Below are 18,895 nucleotides of genomic sequence, written 5' to 3' on the forward strand. Positions count from 1 at the left end.
TCAGCCGCACCTGCGCCGTATGTAAAGGACGTGGGGTGCGTCGAGACGCAATAGCAAAAAAAAACACATTTATAACAAACAAACCTCACCGGAACGAAAACTGGGAGGTTTTTTTATGTTGTACATGCAGGCGCGACACATTGCTTATACGATTGGCGAGCGGGTGATTTTAAACATACCGAAACTACAGCTTTACGCTGGAGACCGCATCGGCTTGGTCGGCAAAAACGGGCAAGGGAAAACGTTGCTCCTATCTTACTTGTTAGGGAAGACGGAGGAGAGGCCGCAAGTCGAATGGCACGGGTCGGTGGGGTTGTTTGAACAGTTAAACACGACGGAGAACGGACACGAACCGTGTCCACACGAACCGTGTCACAGCTTAAGCGGCGGTGAAAAAACGGCGTTAAAACTGGAACAGCTATTTTCCGAAGGGCACGATGTGCTATTGCTTGACGAACCGACGAATAACCTCGATTGGGAAGGGGTCGAGGCACTTGAGCAAAAGCTAAAGTACTTCCGTGGCGCCTTCGTGCTCGCCTCGCATGACCGGGCGATGCTCGACGCCGTTTGTACAAAAATATGGGAGCTGGACGACGGAAAGCTTACGGAATTTAGCGGTAACTACACGCACTACCAACGTGAGAAAGAAGTGCAGCGGCGGCAGAGAGAAGCTGCGTACGCCGCTTACACCCAAGAAAAGAAGCGCCTGGTAGAACGATACCGGCAGCTGCAACAACGGTCGCAACAAATGAAAAAGGCGCCCAAGCGTATGGGGAATTCGGAAGCGCGACTGCACAAAGGAAAGGCGAGCTCGCAAAGAGGAAAAGTGGGACACGAGGCAAAGATGATCCGCGAACGCTTCGAGCGTTTGGAACGGGTGAACAAACCTTTCGAATGGGACACACTTAAAATGGATTTGACGCTCCACACGCCCCTTCATCGGCGGACACTTTTAACGGCCGACAATTTGGAAAAACATGTCGGGAGGCGCCACTTGTACACAATCCCGCGCTTGACACTTAGAACCGGATCCAAAACGGCACTCATCGGGGCGAATGGAAGTGGTAAAACGACCCTAATGAAGCAGTTGCTCGCAGGAGATGAAGCGGTCGATCGCGCGGCCAACGTCAAAATTGGCCTGTTTGAACAGCAGTTGGAAAAACTGCCTGCTGCCAAGACCGTACTTGCTTACGTACAGGAAGACAGCGTGTTCCCACAGCATATCGTACGCACCACCTTAGCCCGATTACGTTTCTACCGCGAGGATGTGCACAAAAAAATCGGCGTGTTGAGCGGCGGTGAACGCGTCAAGGTGGCCATCGCTAAACTTTTAACAGGCGATTATAATTTTTTGATGCTCGACGAGCCGACAAACCATTTGGACGTAGAGGCGCTGGAAGCATTAGAGGAACTCATTAAGGACTATCCGGGGACGGTACTCTTCGTCACGCACGATCGACGTTTAATCGAAAATACAGCGGACAGCCTGTGGATGTTAGAGAATGGAACGGTGCATCATTTTTCCGGGACGTACCAGGAGTGGAAAAAGCAACGGCGCGGCGAGGCGAATGCTGCGCAACGCGGCAACGTTCCCGGCGATGAATCAGCGACTCGCGTGCGGGCTTCCAACGACCCAGCTACTGGTGGCCGTGCCGCCGAGGCGCGTGACGGCCATGTTACTGACGACAGGGCTTCCAACACCCCGATTACTAACAAACGAGCTCCAGTCGCATCTGCTACTAAACGGGACGATAATGAGCGGCTCGCCTTGGAAACGAAATTGACAGAGCTGATCAGCCGTCTCAGCGTGCCGTCGTCTAAGGACGACCTAGCGGAGTTGGAGCGGGAGTACGCCCGCGTGTTGGCACAGTTGAAGCGCGTAAAAAAGGCCTAGCGACACGGTGGCAGCTTTGCGGAAAGTGTCAATAAATCGACGGTGTCAGCCTTCGTGTAATTTGGTACAATAAAAATTGACACGATCTTCGCTCGCAAGCCGCACATAAAAAAATATTTTCTTCGGGATACGACAGGATACGACGGGATACGATCGGAAGGGAGTCATATTGGAAATGAGTAACGAGCAACAGGAACGGACCGTACTGTCCGGGCGAGTCGTTTTTGAGGACGGCATCTTAGAAGACGGCATCGTCGTCATCGAGGGCGAACGCATTGCCTACGCTGGTTCACCGCTAGCGGAGTACGTAGAGGGCGCGAAGTGCGTGAAGGCGGACGGATATATTTGGCCCGGACTCATCGACGTACACATTCACGGGGCTGGCGGCGCCGATGTCATGGACGCGACACCACAAGCGATCCACAACATTGCAGAAACGGTCGCGCAATTCGGTGTGACGGGATTTTTACCGACGACCGTAACGGGAGATAAGCCACAGTTGGAAAAAGCGATGGCTAACGTCGTCGCCGAAGCGCCGACGATTGCAGATGGGGCTGAAATTTTAGGGATACATTTAGAAGGGCCGTGGATTTGCCCACAGCGAAGCGGCGCGCAAAACCCGGATCACATCGTCGATCCCGCGCCGGAGGATGCGGCGTGGGCAGTTGAAAAATCGTCGCACATGCTGCGTATTGTCACGATGGCGCCGGAACGCCCAGGCGCGCTGGCGACGATTCGCGAACTGGCTAAGCGCGGGGTGAACGTCTCCATCGGGCATACGGACGCGACGTATGACCAAGTATTGGAGGCGATCGAGGCGGGGGCGGCTCACGTCACCCACTGTTTTAACGCGATGAGTGCTTTGCACCACCGCGAGCCGGGGGTAGTCGGCGCAGCGCTTACCGAAGACCGGTTGACGGTCGAACTGATCGCCGACGGGTACCACGTCCATCCAGCCGCGGTGAAGTTAGTGACGACGGCAAAAGGTACGGACGGTACGATGCTCATAACGGACGGGATGCGCGCGGTCGGGATGCCCGAAGGGGAATACGACTTAGGCGGATTACGCGTCTTTAGTGACGGGGAGACAGCGCGGCTAGAAAACGGTGCGCTCGCGGGCAGTTTGTTGACGCTCGACGCGGCGGTGCGCAAAACGACAGCGTACAGTGGCATGCCATTGTACAAAGTTGTCCACATGGCCTCGCTCACCCCAGCCAAACGGCTCGGAGTCGCTACAGAGATGGGTAGCATCCGAGCAGGAAAATTGGCAAACCTCGTCGTTGTCGACGAGGCGTGCCGCGTCGAACGCGTCTTCCGGAGAGGGAAGGTCATTCACCAACGCACCCAGTAAATCAGTAGGGGAATATACACAAAAAGAGACAAACAGAGCCCGTAAGTCGCTTAGGCGACAGCGGGCTCTGTTCGATCTTAAAGACGACGCAACACACACTAGAAGCCTTCGATCGTGCTCCATACGTCGAGTTTCGTCTGCACTTTTGAGATGACTTCGTTCGTAAATTCGGTCATCGTGGCGCTTCCGTGTAGGTCCGCCGTGCGGGTGCCTTCTTTGACTGCTTCAATCGTCGCCTCGTAAATAGCGCGGGAAGCTGTCGTCGCCTGTTTATCGCCGAAGTAGGTGAGCATGGAGGCGGCGGCGAGAATCATTGCCATCGGGTTGGCAAGGTTTTTCCCGAAGAGTGAGGGCGCCGTGCCGTGAGGCGCCTCCGCCATGACCACGTCGGGGTTAAGTTGCTCGTCAAAGCTAATGAGCATCGATTCGGCGCCGGCAATCGAGCCGAACAGCTGCAGCACCATGTCGCTCAAGCAGTCGCCGTCGCGGTTGAGTGCGGGAATGACGAGCGGGTCGTCGCCGTGACTGTTTAACAAAAGCGCATATGTGGCATCGATCAGTTGCGGTTCATAGGCGACTTCTGGGTATCTTTCACTCGCCGCGTCCATTTCCTCTTTCAGCATACCTTCGTACACGGGGCTAACGGTAAACTTCGGTCCGCCGAATACTTTGGCATTCATTTTTTTGGCGTGGCGAAAGGCGTACTCGGCCACCGCGCGGCACGTCTTTCGGTCAATCGTTTCGGTGCGGTAGGCGATTTCATCGTCGCCGCTCCCTTCGCGCCACTCCTTGGCGCCGTAAGCATCGCCGACGGCCATGCGGATGACTGAAATCGGAGCGAACGTTCCGCCGATGGGACGAATGCCCGGAATACGGCGGCCAGTGCGCACGATCACTTTTCCGTCGATCTCTTTGCGCAAAATGGCGTTCGGGCTGCCGATGTCGCTTTTCGCTTCCGGTGTAATCGTTGCCGCTTTTATGCCAAAGCCGTGCTTCGTCATCGCGCGAGCGGCATCGTGCACGACTTCGTTACTCGTATTGCGCCGATTTTCCAAGCTAAGATCGTATTCATCAAATCCAATCTCAAATCCGATCACGTCTGGATGGAGCACGCGAAGTGCTTCGTCCAACAGTTCTTGACCTGTCTGATCGCCTTTCATGACGACGACAGTTTTTTTGCTTGCCATACTTTCATCTCCTCGAAGTGGTTCAACTTCCGCATATATTATAACGATAATTATCCTTTTTGAGTACAGTTTACCTCTTTTCCCTAACTTTCACCCTATTGTCGACAGGGGAGGAGGTGGAAGCGGCGACAAAACTGGCGGTTATGGGAGTAATAGTTCGTAAATGACCTGCCCATTCGCATCTTTGGCGTATATTTTGCGATTTTGCTGCTGGTGCTCCATACACCAGCTGTAAATGCGGACAGCCGTGCGCAACACTTGGGCGTAAGAGGTGGCATCCGTTCCAGCTTTAAGGCGTTCCAGTTCACCCATCGACTTATCAGAAAACTCGATTTGTAGTTTTTTTGCCACTCCATTTTCCTCCTTTACCGCGAAGTTTTGGTATCATAATATGTGAGTGAATTAAAAAAGTGTTTCAGCAGAGAGAAAGGGGGGGTAGCATATATAGTCTGTTGTGTTATTATCGGGTTATTAGTTTAAGTGCACCGTTTCGATGTGGAATGGGATGCATGGAGGAGGTAAAGGTTTGATTGTCGAAATTAGTGTGGCGGTGATTGCCGTTGCCTTCGCGGTTCTCGTCGCTTATTTGATCACCGTTGTAAAAAGGATTAACGAAACGCTGGCCACGTTAAATCAAACGGTCGGTCGCTTAGAAAGCGATTTAGAGAAGGTCAGCAGAGAGTCTGTCGCCATGCTTAAGGAAACGCAAGCGGTTATGCGGGAAACGGAAGGAGTCATGCGGGAGACGAAAGCAGTGGCGGCTGATATACGGCAAAAAAGTAGCCAGTTAGACAGCCTTTTTGCGTCGATCAAAGGCGTTGGCGACAGTGTCAACCAAGTGTCTGCGTCAGTGGCTACCCAAGCGCGCACTCACCAGCAAGAATTCGGTAAGCTACTCGCAGCGACAGGTTTTGGCTTACAAGTATGGCAAATGTGGAAAAAGGCGAAGCGCGAAGTGAGAGGAGAATAAAACGATGGAGGAGAAACGAGCAGTGGAAGAAAAATGCTGTAAGTTACAAGGAAAGGGCCTAATCGTCGGCGCAGTTGCTGGAGCGGTCATCGGCGGTGTGACCGCACTTTTGCTCGCACCGAAGTCCGGAAGAGATACGCGGGCCGATTTAAATCGGCAATGGGTGACGGTCAAAGATAAGACGCAAGAAGTCAGCCGTTCGGTAAAAGATAAGACGGTCGAAATCAGTCAAGCGGTTAAGGATCAATCAAGCGAAATGATATCGAAGTTCAAAGGTGTCAAAGACGACCTCGGCGAGGAATTGAATGAACTGAAAGATTCAGGGAAAGCGCTCGCTGTCATCGTGTCCGGAGACAAGGCGGCGGAAGCCGAGGACGCAGAGGGAGAAGGTACAACAGAAAACGCCGTAGGCGGCCAAGTTACAGCCGCGGCAGAGGATGCGGTAGACGTTGCAGGCGAAGTAGAGGAAGCTAAGGGCGAACAACCTGAGAAGGAATAACGGTCGCCGTGCAGGTGACATTCGCGAGTGAGATTTACTTATTTCATGTTGCAAGACAGTTTGGCTTGCTAGCTCTGGGTAGACATTGTTAATATAGAGCTAGCGGATCTAAATAGCGATGAGTCGTACTAGGAGTTGATCAGCTACTTCGTAGGACGTCTACGAGACGGCGGATCAGCTCCTCGGGACTTGTTTTTATAAAATGGTGAAACAACTCGTCCCTATTATCCGTTAACCATATTGGTGCTAGATTTTACGATTGAACGAAAGTCGCACTATCATTCATTCTTTTATTTCATCTAATTTATTCATTCATTCATCCATTACACGACTAGTAGTTTATTCGTTCGCAATTATTCATCCTATTATCTTTTATTCATTCAGGAGGTTCCCATGAAACCTAATAAATCAGGGTTAGCATACCCAAAATCCGTAACTGACGAATTTATGGAGCGCATTCAGCAACACAGCCGTTATTTATATAGTGTCGCATACCGTTTGACAGGTAACACCGAAGACGCGAAAGACTTGACGCAGGAGACGATATGGCAAGCGCATCGCAAATCGCACAAATACGTTTACGAGAAGTCGCTAAAAGCTTGGTTGCGCACGATGATGACGAACCGCTTTCGCGACCAAAAAAGGAAAAAGAGCTTGAAACTGGTGGCGCTCGAAGACGCGTTTATCGCTTCAGAACCGCCACACAACGCTCAGTTGCAATCGGTTGAAGAACAAGTCGAGCAGCGACTGATGGTTGAACGCATTAAAAAAGAAATCGAGAAGCTGCCGGAAATTTACCAACGCGTGATTATTTTACGGCATTTCAACGGCTTTTCCTACGCCGAAATTAGTGAAACGCTCGACATACCCGAAGGGACGGTGAAAACACAACTCTTCCGGGCGCGAAAAATGCTTAAAGAACGACTTTCTTAAGGAAAAGGATGACTTGAATGACTTGCCGTGATGTCGATCGATACATACAGCTTTACGTCGACCAAGAGATTAGCGAAGCGGAACGGCGCCATCTTTTGGAGCATACGCGCACGTGTCCCGAATGTCGCAGTGAGCTGCGCGAAATGGTTGCGCTCGTTTCTTCCTTGGAAGATATCCGGCAAGATATACGTCCCGAGACCCCTGTTTTTTTGCGTGGTTTTCTCAAGTGGGTCGCTGTTTGTACGGTTGTCGTTTCGTTTGCGACTGTGTTCCCGTTGACGAAGTTTTTCTTCTCCGGCCGTGGGAACGATACAGCGACACAGCCGATGCAACACGCTGTGACCGTGTTGGCGGCACAAGGGGAACAATTACATATTCCGAGTGGCGACTACGTACACGTCGTCCGTCCTAGCAAGTTGGAAAAAGGGGACTTACACGCGCTCGATCGGGAAGGCGCAAAGATGGAGGCTGCTTTAGTTTATCCGAGTGCGATGCCTTATTTTATGAAAGAAAAACGTGAGTGGAGCGATTTGGCCAGTCGCTTCGTCTTTGTCGCCGTGCCGGACGAACAGACGTTAATGTCGCTGCTCGCGTATATCGGTGCGAAAATCGATAAGTCGGCGGCACTTACCGATGTGACGTACCCGACATCGGTAATGGTCGACTTCGATGAGCAACTGGAATACGAAACGTTTCAATTTCCGGAATCGAAGCGGGACATCGCTGACTGGTTTGAGAATTTGTCCGCTCCGGTTTCGACTGAGGCCGCCCATTAAGTGGCGCTCGCGGTTTTGTTTTTGTCGCGGAAGGGGGATCTTCTTCCCGGTTCTTTTCGTGTACGGGCGTAATGGGCGAATGGGCGTATTAAAAATCTGCAGTAAAAAAAAGTCCCTCGGTTCCAACTTCGGGGTGGCAATCTAGTAGACGGTAAGCTATAATGACAAAAAGCTTACCGGGGGATGGATATGTCAAAAGCACAGTTGGAGCAGCTTAGAGCAGCACTCGACAACATTAACTTAGAAATACTAGACGCCATGAGTCGCCGGGCAGAAATTGTGCAACAAGTCGGCAAGGTAAAGGCAAAACAAGGTGTCAATACGTACGATCCGATTCGCGAGAAGAAAATGTTGGACGTTTTGGTAGATAAAAATACCGGGCCGTTCGACGACAATACGGTTCGTTATTTGTTTAAGCAAATTTTCAAGGCGTCCCTCGATCTACAGCTAAAAGACCAGCAAAAGGTATTGCTCGTTAGCCGCAAAGAACAAAAGGAAGATACAGTCGTTACGATCGGCCGCGAAGAAGTGGGCAATGGTAAGCATATGGTTGTCGCCGGGCCTTGTTCCATCGAAAGCGAGGAGCAAGTGCGGCAAGTAGCTGCCTCACTAAAGCGGATGGGGATGCCGTTCATTCGCGGGGGCGCCTTTAAACCGCGGACGTCGCCGTATGACTTCCAAGGTTTGGGTGAAGAAGGTCTGAAAATTTTGCGTAAAGTAGCGAACGAGTTTGATCTGGCCGTCATTAGCGAGATTGTGACTCCAGAACATATCGCCATGGCTACCGAGTACGTCGATGTCATTCAAATCGGTGCCCGTAACATGCAAAACTTCGAGCTATTGAAGCGGGCGGGACAAACGCGGACACCGGTACTGTTGAAGCGGGGGATGTCGGCGACGATCGACGAGTTTATTTTTGCGGCGGAATACATCGTCGCCCAAGGGAATACGCAAGTGATTTTATGTGAGCGCGGTATTCGCACGTACGAGAAAGCGACGCGCAACACGCTCGACATTTCTGCCGTCCCGATATTAAAACAAGAGACGCACTTACCGATCTTAGTGGACATTAGCCATTCAACCGGACGGCGCGACATTTTGTTACCGATCGCCAAAGCGGCGCTAGCCGCTGGTGCGAACGGCATCATGGTCGAAACTCACCCAAATCCGGCGGTGGCACTCTCTGACGCGAAACAACAAATCGACTTGCCGCAATTCGAAGCGTTAATGCGCGACTTAGTTGCTTCCGGCCTGCTCAATGTACCTCAGAAAGTCGTATAGGTGATTTTCTGCGACGAACGAAACTTTTTTGATATAAACAACTTTCTAAATCGCATAACGATATTTTGCGTTTGAATACGGCAACCGTTTTTCTACATTAAATAAATGGCAGTAAAAGAACTAACCCTCCCAGTTAGTTCTTTTGCTGGGTTTTTTGAAAGGAAATGATTAGTAGACAGCAATTTGAGGAATAATAAGAGCTGTCGTACTCTATAACATGAACTTTCTCTGAACAGTTGGCGAGACAAGTTTACACTATTGTATGTTTTGTCGTATGCTAAAGTTATGGAAACATACGGGATGCACGCCGTTGGTAATTAATGGAAAATGACGAAAATGAGGAGATAATGATGCCAGTAACAATATACGATGTTGCACGTGAAGCAGGCGTATCGATGGCTACCGTGTCGCGGGTCGTCAACGCAAACCCGAACGTCAAACCGACGACGCGTAAAAAAGTGTTGGATGCGATCGATCGGTTAGGATATCGTCCGAACGCGGTAGCCCGCGGGTTGGCGAGCAAGAAGACGACGACAGTCGGAGTCGTCATCCCCGACATTTCGGGTGCTTTCTTTGCCGAAGTGGCACGTGGAATCGAAGATATTGCTAATATGTACCACTATAACATTATTTTATGCAACTCTGATGAAAAGAAAGAAAAAGAAATCCGCCTCATCAATACGTTGCTCGAAAAACAAGTCGACGGTTTGATCTTTTTGGGCGGCGAAGTGACGGACGAGCATAAGGAAGCGTTTCGCACGACCTCTGTGCCGATCGTGCTTACGGCGACGTTTGACGATGAAAAACAGTGGCCGTCAGTCAACATCGACAATTTGAGTGCCGCGATTGACGCGACGGAAATTCTCATTGACGAAGGGCACAAAGATATTGCCCTCATTAGCGGTCCATTAACCGACCCGATCAACGGCTACAGCCGCTATAAAGGGTACCGCCAAGCACTGGAAGCGCGGGAAATTCCGTTCCAAGAAGAATATGTACGCATCGGTGATTACCGCTATCGCTCCGGTATGAACGTCATGAAGGAGCTGTTAGCGTTGGACAAGCCGCCAACAGCCGTTTTTGCCGCGAGTGACGAAATGGCAGTCGGCGCGATTCACGCCATCCAAGACGCGGGCAAGCGGGTGCCGGAGGACATTTCTGTGGTCGGTTTCGACAATATTGACATCGCCTCCATGGTGCGTCCGCTACTCAGTACGATCGCCCAACCGATGTACGACATCGGTGCGGTGTCGATGCGTTTACTCACGAAGTTGATCAATAAAGAGTCCGTTGAAGATCCCCACGTCGTCCTGCAATACGACGTCATGTTGCGCGATTCGACGAAAACGAAAGCGTAGGTCGCTATTATGCGGAAACCCGCTTGGGACAGATCGCGTTCTATAAATATGGGGTGGCCCGCGAATGGCACGGTGAACTTTCGCGGGCCTTAGTTTTTGCGAGGGAATCCTTAGAAGCTGCGAACGGGGAAGGGATAGTTGTGACGAAGTTTGGCATTATTGGCGCGATGAAGGAAGAAGTTGCGCTGTTGTTAGGACATATGACCGTCGATGCGCAAGAAAAACGCGGCGGTACGACGTATTACCGCGGCACGTTTATGGATCGTTCCATCGTTGTCTGTCAGTGCGGCGTCGGGAAAGTTAACGCGGCCGTTTGTACGGAAAGCTTAATCTCAGTTGACAAGGTCGAAGCAATCATTTTTACGGGCGTGGCAGGTGCTTTACACCCTAAGCTCGACATTGGCGATGTTGTCATCTCGAGCGAATGTCTGCAACACGACGTCGATGCCAGCGCACTCGGTTTTCCGCCAGGGACAATCCCTTACCACCCGCGGTCCGTGTTTAAGGCGGATGAGCGATTTGTTGCCGCAGCGCGTCAAGCGGGCGAAGAGGTAATCGAACATGCGACGTATACGGGAAGCGTCCTCTCCGGGGATCAATTTATTGCTGACACAGAAGTCGTGCAGCGCTTACGCGAGGTGTTCGGCGGGTGGTGTACCGAGATGGAAGGGGCGGCGGTGGCGCAAGTGTGTGACCTACACGAGTTACCATTCGTCGTTATCCGTTCCATCTCCGACAAAGCCGACCATTCCGCCGACGTCAATTTTGCTGCTTTTACGAAGTTGGCGGCTGAGCAGTCGTACCGCATCGTGCGCCGTATGTTACAGTTGTTGTAACGAGCAACGAATCCACCTTTGTGTAGAGGTGGGTTTTTTCCTTGTATTTTATGGTTACAATTCTTATCTTATTTGAGTGGTACAGACAATCCCCATTGGTCCCTCAATCCACGCTCACCATTTTTTGTTATCTTGACTGCACGTGTGTTTGCAAACCGCCGTTCGATCCAGTTGAGCTTGAATAGACGTTCTAAGATAGCTGCACCTAATGCGCCAGCCAAGTGGTGCCGTCGTTCGCTCCTATCGAGGCAGGAGGTTAATCGTCCCCTCCTACTCGATTTCGTCGTCGGATCCGCGTTTAAATAACGACACGTACTCTCCGTATCCTTCCTGTTCGAGATCTTCCTTTGGAATAAAGCGCAATGCGGCTGAGTTGATGCAATAGCGCAAGCCAGTGGAAGGTGGACCGTCCGGGAACACGTGGCCGAGGTGGGAGTCCGCCTCTTTGCTCCTCACCTCCGTACGCACCATGTTGTGACTGTAATCTGCCTTTTCGATAATCTTTTCCGCATGCAAAGGTTTAGAAAAACTCGGCCAGCCACAGCCGGCGTCGTACTGGTCACGTGAACTGAACAGCGGTTCACCGGATACGATGTCGACGTAAATGCCTTCGCGCGTGTTGTTCCAGTACGCATTGGCAAAGGGCGGTTCCGTCGCGTCTTCTTGTGTTACCGCATACTGTATTTCCGTTAGGCGCTCTTTGAGAAGATCCTTATGTTTACTTGCGCCGTGTTCATTGCCGTGCGTGTCGTTTTGTTTGCGATTCATGTCGTCACCCCACAGAATAATTGTGCCGTATAGTGGCGTTTTTTATTGCTTCCTTACGCGTAGCATACGACTCTGTTTGGTCGTCACATACAGCGTATCGCATACATGTATAGCTCTATATTACCAGTATTATTGCCAACAGAGCTGGATTTGGTACAATATAAGGGAAAAAAGTATCGCAAACGCGGGCGGCGATCGCACTCAGGTGGCCGCCTCCGGATAAGAGAGGTAACTATGGATAAAAAGAAACTCGTTCTCACTTTTATTTTTGTCATAGCCTTAATGGTTGGCGGGACGTTGTTCTGGAACTATCAAGGGAATAAAGTTGTCGAAGAAACGAAAGAGAAGACCTGGAGCTACTTGACAGAGTCAATGAAATATAAAGAGAGTGATATTAAAAAAATCGAAGCGGCTCTCGCACAGGGCGGAGATAACGGCGTGTTAGTCGCCGTGGTGTTTGCCGACGAACCTGACACCGAATACACCTACCAGCAAGTGGAGGGAAAAATTGTGCAAGTAGGCGTCAACGGCAGCAATAAAGCGAGCAAAAAAAATAAACACGCCGAAACGGGTAACGGTATTATCGAAACGAGTGACGGGAAAGAAAAATAACGTTCCGAGCTGTGATCATACAAGTGGATCGTCGATCATACACTTGGGCCGAAGGGCGCGCCGCGACATACGACTATTCGCGAAGCGCCCTTACATCATTCGACTATTGCGCCGTCCAGCCACCGTCGACGACAAATTCTGCACCTGTCGTCCACTTCGATTCGTCGGAGGCTAAATATAAATCCATGTAGGCGATGTCTTCCGGTACACCGATACGGCCGATCGGATGGAGTTCGCCGACTTTTTTCAAATACTCTTCTGGTTCGAGCCCGTAACCGCGCGCTTCTTCTTCGGTCAAATCGGTATGTACGTACCCCGGATGGACCGTGTTGACGCGGATGTTATACTTCTTCTTCCCGCAGGCGAGCGCTGCAGATTTTGATAAAATCGTAACGGCACCTTTTGATGCACAGTAGGCAAACAGCCCCGGTTCAGCAATTTGTCCGTCAATCGAAGAGCGGTTTATAATCGAGCACGGTTCGCCGTGCTGTTTCATCGTTTCGATGGCGAATTTTGTGCCGAGGAACACGCCTGTCGCGTTGACAGTCATCACGTTGCTCCAATCTTCGAGAGTCGTCTCTTCGATGTCTTTGGCGAGGGAAATGCCGGCGTTGTTGACCAACACGTGCAATTTGCCATACGAGTCGATGACTGTTTGCATCGCCCGTTTCCAGTCTTCTTCCTTGGTCACGTCAATTTGTAAAAAGAGCGCTTCGCCGCCGTTCGCTTTAATTTCACGGGCGAGTGCTTGTCCCGCCTCTTCTTTAATGTCGGCGACGACTACTTTCGCACCTTCTTTTGCAAAAAGTTCAACTGTCGCCCGTCCGATGCCGACGGCACCGCCAGTTACCATTGCTACTTTTCCGTCAAGACGTCCCAACATTCATACCTCCGATTGTTGTTATAATTAAGCTATGGAAAAAACTAGCCATCTTTATTGTAGCCCATATGATGTCTGTTCGCCGTGCGTATCCCTGAACGTTTTATAACTAATCGTACATTTAAGTACTGTTTGGCGCTATAAAATGGATGGGTAGCGTGGAAAGATTGCATTAAAGGCCGATGACTGAAATGAGGGGCTCTCGCATGTGATCGCGACGACGGCAGACGATTGCTGTTATGTGCATTTCGTATCATAATAGTAACGGGGGACAAACGACGACTGCAACATGCCATCGTTGGACAATAGGGTAAAACTTACTACGTAAACGGTTTACGACGAAGACGATGTACAACTCACGATGTACAACTCAAGATGTACAACGAAAACAGGAGGTCATTCGAATGCGTATGGTCGATCTCATTCATAAAAAACGAGACGGAGGCACGCTCACGACAGATGAAATCCAGTATTTTATTACCAGTTACACGAACGGTGAGATTCCGGACTATCAAGTGAGCGCGATGCTGATGGCGATTTACTTTCGAGGGATGGACACGCGAGAAACGTCTGATTTAACGATGGCGATCGTCCACTCTGGGGAACAAATCGACCTGTCGGCGATTCACGGTAGAATTGTCGACAAACACAGTACGGGCGGTGTCGGTGATACGACGTCAATTATTCTCGTGCCGCTCGTCGCCGCATGTGGCGTGCCGGTAGCTAAAATGTCGGGTCGCGGTCTCGGACATACTGGCGGTACGATTGACAAGCTGGAGTCGTTTTCTAACTTCAGTGTCGAAATTGACAACGAACGGTTCGTCGAACTCGTCAACAAAAACAAGCTGTCACTCGTCGGACAATCAGGGAATTTAACCCCGGCAGATAAATTACTTTACGCCTTGCGCGACGTGACCGCTACGGTCGAATCGATCCCGCTTATCGCCGCGTCGATCATGAGTAAAAAAATTGCTGCCGGCACCGACAGCATCGTACTCGACGTGAAAGTCGGCAGTGGCGCATTTATGAAAAATATCGAGGCGGCTAAAGCGCTGGCGACGACGATGGTCAACATTGGGGCCCACGTCGGCCGCCAAACGGTCGCCGTCATTAGCGACATGAACCAACCTCTCGGGCGCGCCGTCGGTAACGCGCTTGAGATTAAAGAAGCGATTGACACGTTGCAAGGAAAAGGCCCTAGGGACCTTGAGGAGCTATGTCTCGCCCTCGGCAGTCACATGCTCGTGCTCGCCGGAAAAACGGACGATGAACGCGAGGCGCGCGCCATGCTTCAGGCGGCGATTCGCGACGGCAGTGCGCTGGAAAAATTAGTGACGCTCGTCGAATCACAAGGCGGTGACCCGCGACAAGTGAGACAACCGGAGTTGCTGCCGACAGCGCCGCACCAGTTCGACGTGTGCGCGCCGCGAGCTGGTTACGTCCACCACATCGCTTCGGAAGAAGTCGGCATCACGGCGATGCTGTTAGGGGCCGGCCGCGCGACGAAACAAGACGACATCGATCTTTCCGTCGGCATCGTCTTAAACAAAAAAGTTGGTGACTATGTCGAGGCGAACGAGTCAATCGCCACGTTGCACGTGAGGGACGAAGCGCACGAGAAGCTCGGCGAGCGTCTCCTAGCGGCTTATTCGCTAGTTGACGCTAAACAAGAAGAAGCGCCACTCGTTCACGCGGTCGTCCGCGCCGAAGGGTAGGTCGTATCGGATATAGTGAACACCATTAAGTGAACACCATTAAGTGAGCACGCACTTGCGACGGCTACCTACAGTCGGCGCGCAATCGCAAAGAGTTCTCCAAATAGAGGGAGGACTCTTTGCGTTTTTCTACTGCCACTTTCGAACTTACGCGAACAAACAGATGAAATATGTTTGTTTAATTGTAACTTTTCCCAGTAGCCTTCGTATGGAAAACGTCGTTCTTATTATTGTAGTTTATACTTGAATGAGCTTAGGAGAGCGTGATTGTTTAGACGGACGTCCTGTGAATGATAAATCGTGTATGGTAAGGCGATAATACTAAAAAATGGGTTATTTGCTGAAGTCCTGCATTTTCCGAAGCTGTTGCACAAGTTACACAGCAAATGACCGACGAACGAGGGGAAAGGAACAGTATGTTTCCGGAATGGAAGCAAGCGGATCACGTGCTTCAACATGTGAATGTCATCGGAAATCGAAACAACGAGCCAGTGACAGTGACTGGTGGTGTGCCCGGCTTGCGCTGTATCGGGATTGGCACAGATGCAGCCGTGTTCCGCTATGAGAAGTTGCCGGCGTATGCCTATAAAGTGTATACCGCGGACGCGATACAAAAAAAAGACGTAGAAGCACACGTCTACGCCCGTTTGGCTGGTTCTCGCTTTTTTCCGCAATGTTATGGGGCGGGGAATAACTATCTCGCCCTTAGCTTTGAACGAGGTTATACGTTGTACGAGTGTCTTTTGCGCGGTATTCCCGTCCCGGAGCAAGTGATGATCGACGTCGAACAGGCGCGCGAGTTTGTGCGTGCCCGTAAGTTAAATCCGCGGGACATTCATCTAAAAAACGTGTTGCTACAGGAAGGTAGAGCTAAAATTGTCGATGTTTCGGAATACGTTAAGGATGGGAACGATTATCGCTGGGAACATTTAATGTGGGCGTACGAACGTTTTTATCCGTTTATTCAAGGTGCCAAAGTCCATTCCTTTATATTAAACACGATCTCGTACTGGTACAAACTGCTCTGGTAACTGTTTGATTTAAAAAAGGGCTCACCATCAAACATGAAAAGTTCCTATAAAGACGTTACGAAAATTGTAAAACCCGTCATAGCGAAAAGAAGTAATACGCTGATACAATTTATCTTGTACGGAGCAGCAAGAGTCAGGTATTTAAGGAATAATCCCCTACACAGGAGTGATGTCGAAATGAAAGCAGCACGATGGCACGGGCTTAAGGATATGCGCGTTGACGACATTCCAGTACCCGGGGTAAGACCAGGAACAGTGAAAATTAAAGTGAAGTGGTGTGGCATTTGCGGTTCTGATTTACACGAGTATACAACAGGACCGGTTATGGTGCCGATTGACAAGCCGCATCCGCTCACAAAGGAACAGGCCCCCGTCGTTTTCGGCCACGAGTTTTCGGGTGAAGTCGTTGAAGTCGGCGAAGGCGTGACAAAGTATAAAGCGGGCGATCGCGTTGTTGTCGAACCGATTTACAATTGCGGCAAATGCCCTGCCTGTCGCAGTGGAAAGTACAATCGTTGCGAGATGCTCGGCTTTTACGGGGTAATCGGTGGCGGGGGCGGATTTTCCGAGTATACCGTTACACCTGAAAAAATGGTACACAAAATCCCGGACAATATGACGTTCGAACAAGGGGCTCTTGTCGAACCGACAGCTGTCGCCGTACACGCCGTGCGAAAAAGTAAGCTGCGCATCGGCGATTCGGTTGCCGTATTCGGTACTGGCCCGATCGGCTTGCTAACGATTATGGCTGCTAAGGCAGCTGGCGCGGCTCGTGTCATTGCCGTCGAAGTGTCGCAAGAGCGCAAACAATACGCTGCAAAAGTGGGTGCCGACATCGTCCTCGACCCGACGGAAATTGATGTTGTGGAAGAAATTCATCGCTTAACCGGCGGTGGTGTCGACATCAGTTTTGAAGTGGCTGGCATCGAGGAAGTGTTGAATCAAGCGATTGACAGCGTCAAGTTCGACGGACAAGTCGTCGTTATCAGTGTATGGGAACAGCGTGCCGCGATTGATCCGAACAAGCTGCTCTTCAAAGAATGCGACGTCATCGGCACGATTGGTTATTGCGACATTTTTCCAGGAGTCATTAAGCTTATTGCCGACGGCCGCATCAAAGCCGATGAGTTGGTCACGAAGAAGATCGACATCGACAACGTTGTTTCTGATGGGTTGGAAGCATTATTGGCAGAGAAGAACCAAATTAAAATTTTAGTCAAACCAGACTAAGGCGAAATAACATGCATTTTACGCTGTAAATATTGCTTATAATATGTAACACTAATTGTACGTAAGGAGGTGGGATCGCCCCACTTCCTTAAATTATTGTATGTATTCTCGTAATAACGACGTTCTTTTCTTCAAACAGCTTCGTAATCGTTGGTCAGCTTCAAAAAAGTAGCGAGTAACCCAAAAAACGTTGCTAAATTGTTAAGTTTGTTTCCCCGAAAGCTAGTTAATTTTTGATACAATTAATTTCGTAGGGCACTGCTAGGGTTAGAGACGTAAGCGAATAATTTCCCCTACACAGGAGTGATGTCGTAGTGAAAGCAGCACGATGGCACGGAGTCAAAGATATTCGCGTCGAAGACATTCCAGTACCTGATGTGAAACCGGGTACAGTAAAAATTAAAGTAAAATGGTGTGGCATTTGCGGTTCCGACTTGCATGAGTATTTAGCGGGACCGATCCTTATTCCGGGAGACGAACCACATCCGCTAACGAATGAAAAAGCACCCGTCGTCCTCGGCCACGAGTTTTCGGGTGAAGTGGTCGAAGTCGGCGAGGGCGTAACGAAATTTAAAGCAGGCGACCGCGTCGTCGTCGAGCCGATTTACAACTGCGGCAAATGTCCGGCATGCTTAAGTGGCAAGTACAACCGTTGTGAAGTGCTCGGTTTCCACGGACTAATCGGCGGTGGCGGTGGCTTTTCCGAGTATACCGTCATGACCGAAAAAATGGTACACAAAATCCCGGACAATATGACGTTCGAACAAGGGGCACTCGTGGAACCGACCGCCGTCGCAGTGCACGCGGTACGGAAAAGTAAGATGCGCATCGGCGATTCGGTAGCTGTATTCGGTGCCGGCCCGATCGGGTTGCTAACGATTATGGCTGCCAAAGCGGCAGGTGCAGCGCAAATTATCGCCGTCGAAGTGTCTCCAGAACGTAAAGAGTTCGCGAAAAAAATGGGCGCCGACATTGTCCTCGACCCGACGGAAGTCGATCCAGTGAAAGAAATTCACCGCTTGACAGACGGCGGAGCCGACATCAGCTTTGAAGTGGCCGGGATCGAAGCCGTGTTGAACCAAGCGATCGACAGCATCAAATTTGACGGACAAGTTGTCGTCATTAGCGTGTGGGAAAAACGGGCTGCGATCGATCCGAACCAACTCTTGTTCAAAGAATGTGACGTCATCGGTACGATCGCTTACTGTGACATTTTCCCGGCGGTCATTAAACTGATTGCCGACGGTCAAATTAAAGCGGATCAATTGATCACGAAGAAGATCGACGTCGACGACGTCGCAACCGAAGGGTTCGACGCACTCGTCGCGGAGAAGAGCCAAATTAAAATTCTAGTAAAGCCAAATTAAAGCTGCGAAAATCGCTTATTTTCTGCATGAAGAAGAAGCCGTCGATTGACGCAACGTTTAATTGGTTAAATTTATTTAGCGGAACGTATGTGATGCGTTGCTTTGCACATGCGTAAGGAGGTGGGGCTGTCCCACCTCCTGTTTTCGCTGCGACTAAGTGTGCGCCTCGTGCAAACACTACAGTTAGTTAGCTTCTCGTGAAAAAAT

General features: G+C 50.6%; 17 protein-coding genes and 1 pseudogene. 14 read left to right on the forward strand and 4 right to left on the reverse strand.

Annotated elements, in window-relative coordinates:
• Positions 1-115 precede the first annotated feature (115 nt).
• Complete coding sequence (abc-f, locus tag BN1247_RS01030; protein WP_054948716.1) at positions 116-1,894, forward strand: ribosomal protection-like ABC-F family protein; 1,779 nt, start codon at positions 116-118, stop codon at positions 1,892-1,894.
• A gap of 175 nt (positions 1,895-2,069) precedes the next feature.
• Positions 2,070-3,245, forward strand: coding sequence for an N-acetylglucosamine-6-phosphate deacetylase (gene nagA / locus BN1247_RS01035; protein ID WP_054948717.1), 1,176 nt, complete (start codon positions 2,070-2,072; stop codon positions 3,243-3,245).
• A 98-nt stretch (positions 3,246-3,343) separates the two neighbouring features.
• On the opposite strand, the gene BN1247_RS01040 is transcribed toward nagA, so the two are convergent.
• Both BN1247_RS01040 and BN1247_RS01045 read right to left on the reverse strand, forming a co-directional pair.
• Positions 3,344-4,432: an isocitrate/isopropylmalate family dehydrogenase gene (locus BN1247_RS01040; RefSeq protein ID WP_054948718.1), complete on the reverse strand. Its 1,089-nt coding sequence runs from the start codon at positions 4,430-4,432 to the stop codon at positions 3,344-3,346.
• Between the two features lie 141 nt (positions 4,433-4,573).
• Positions 4,574-4,783, reverse strand: coding sequence for a hypothetical protein (locus BN1247_RS01045; protein ID WP_054948719.1), 210 nt, complete (start codon positions 4,781-4,783; stop codon positions 4,574-4,576).
• A gap of 175 nt (positions 4,784-4,958) precedes the next feature.
• On the opposite strand from BN1247_RS01045, the gene BN1247_RS01050 reads away from it, so the two are divergent.
• The 7 genes from BN1247_RS01050 to BN1247_RS01080 all read left to right on the forward strand — a co-directional run bounded on the left by BN1247_RS01050 (position 4,959) and on the right by BN1247_RS01080 (position 11,085).
• Positions 4,959-5,402: a DUF948 domain-containing protein gene (locus BN1247_RS01050; RefSeq protein ID WP_054948720.1), complete on the forward strand. Its 444-nt coding sequence runs from the start codon at positions 4,959-4,961 to the stop codon at positions 5,400-5,402.
• 4 nt (positions 5,403-5,406) lie between these two features.
• Positions 5,407-5,901 (forward strand): YtxH domain-containing protein, encoded by a 495-nt coding sequence (locus BN1247_RS01055; RefSeq protein ID WP_054948721.1) that lies wholly within the window; start codon positions 5,407-5,409, stop codon positions 5,899-5,901.
• Positions 5,902-6,294: 393 nt separating this feature from the next.
• Positions 6,295-6,834, forward strand: a complete 540-nt coding sequence (locus BN1247_RS01060) for an RNA polymerase sigma factor (protein WP_054948722.1) — start codon at positions 6,295-6,297, stop codon at positions 6,832-6,834.
• A 17-nt stretch (positions 6,835-6,851) separates the two neighbouring features.
• Positions 6,852-7,610 carry an anti-sigma factor gene (locus BN1247_RS01065; RefSeq protein ID WP_054948723.1) on the forward strand — a complete coding sequence of 253 codons (759 nt, stop codon included), beginning with the start codon at positions 6,852-6,854 and terminating at the stop codon, positions 7,608-7,610.
• A gap of 189 nt (positions 7,611-7,799) precedes the next feature.
• On the forward strand, positions 7,800-8,891 hold the full coding sequence (locus BN1247_RS01070; protein WP_054948724.1) for a bifunctional 3-deoxy-7-phosphoheptulonate synthase/chorismate mutase: 1,092 nt from the start codon (positions 7,800-7,802) through the stop codon (positions 8,889-8,891).
• Positions 8,892-9,241: 350 nt separating this feature from the next.
• Positions 9,242-10,249: a catabolite control protein A gene (gene ccpA / locus BN1247_RS01075; RefSeq protein WP_054948725.1), complete on the forward strand. Its 1,008-nt coding sequence runs from the start codon at positions 9,242-9,244 to the stop codon at positions 10,247-10,249.
• A 23-nt stretch (positions 10,250-10,272) separates the two neighbouring features.
• Positions 10,273-11,085: a 5'-methylthioadenosine/adenosylhomocysteine nucleosidase gene (locus tag BN1247_RS01080; protein ID WP_315969581.1), complete on the forward strand. Its 813-nt coding sequence runs from the start codon at positions 10,273-10,275 to the stop codon at positions 11,083-11,085.
• A 270-nt stretch (positions 11,086-11,355) separates the two neighbouring features.
• Here BN1247_RS01080 and msrB read toward each other — a convergent pair.
• A pseudogene (msrB, locus tag BN1247_RS01085) lies at positions 11,356-11,862 on the reverse strand (peptide-methionine (R)-S-oxide reductase MsrB); the annotation flags it as partial.
• Between the two features lie 225 nt (positions 11,863-12,087).
• On the opposite strand from msrB, the gene BN1247_RS01090 reads away from it, so the two are divergent.
• Positions 12,088-12,465: a DUF3139 domain-containing protein gene (locus tag BN1247_RS01090; RefSeq protein ID WP_054948727.1), complete on the forward strand. Its 378-nt coding sequence runs from the start codon at positions 12,088-12,090 to the stop codon at positions 12,463-12,465.
• A 103-nt stretch (positions 12,466-12,568) separates the two neighbouring features.
• Here BN1247_RS01090 and BN1247_RS01095 read toward each other — a convergent pair whose 3' ends face one another.
• Positions 12,569-13,345, reverse strand: coding sequence for a glucose 1-dehydrogenase (locus BN1247_RS01095; RefSeq protein WP_054951433.1), 777 nt, complete (start codon positions 13,343-13,345; stop codon positions 12,569-12,571).
• 404 nt (positions 13,346-13,749) lie between these two features.
• On the opposite strand from BN1247_RS01095, the gene BN1247_RS01100 reads away from it, so the two are divergent.
• The 4 genes from BN1247_RS01100 (at position 13,750) to BN1247_RS01115 (ending at position 18,688) form a co-directional block, all read left to right on the forward strand.
• A complete protein-coding gene (locus BN1247_RS01100; protein WP_054948728.1) occupies positions 13,750-15,060 on the forward strand; it encodes a pyrimidine-nucleoside phosphorylase in 1,311 nt (436 codons plus the stop codon).
• A gap of 386 nt (positions 15,061-15,446) precedes the next feature.
• Positions 15,447-16,091, forward strand: coding sequence for a serine/threonine-protein kinase (locus tag BN1247_RS01105; protein WP_187119685.1), 645 nt, complete (start codon positions 15,447-15,449; stop codon positions 16,089-16,091).
• A gap of 177 nt (positions 16,092-16,268) precedes the next feature.
• Positions 16,269-17,321 carry a 2,3-butanediol dehydrogenase gene (locus BN1247_RS01110; protein WP_054948729.1) on the forward strand — a complete coding sequence of 351 codons (1,053 nt, stop codon included), beginning with the start codon at positions 16,269-16,271 and terminating at the stop codon, positions 17,319-17,321.
• 314 nt (positions 17,322-17,635) lie between these two features.
• Complete coding sequence (locus BN1247_RS01115; RefSeq protein ID WP_054948730.1) at positions 17,636-18,688, forward strand: 2,3-butanediol dehydrogenase; 1,053 nt, start codon at positions 17,636-17,638, stop codon at positions 18,686-18,688.
• The last annotated feature ends 207 nt before the right edge of the window (positions 18,689-18,895 follow it).

This window comes from Numidum massiliense, assembly GCF_001375555.1.
Classification (GTDB): Bacteria; Bacillota; Bacilli; order Thermoactinomycetales; family Novibacillaceae; genus Numidum; species Numidum massiliense.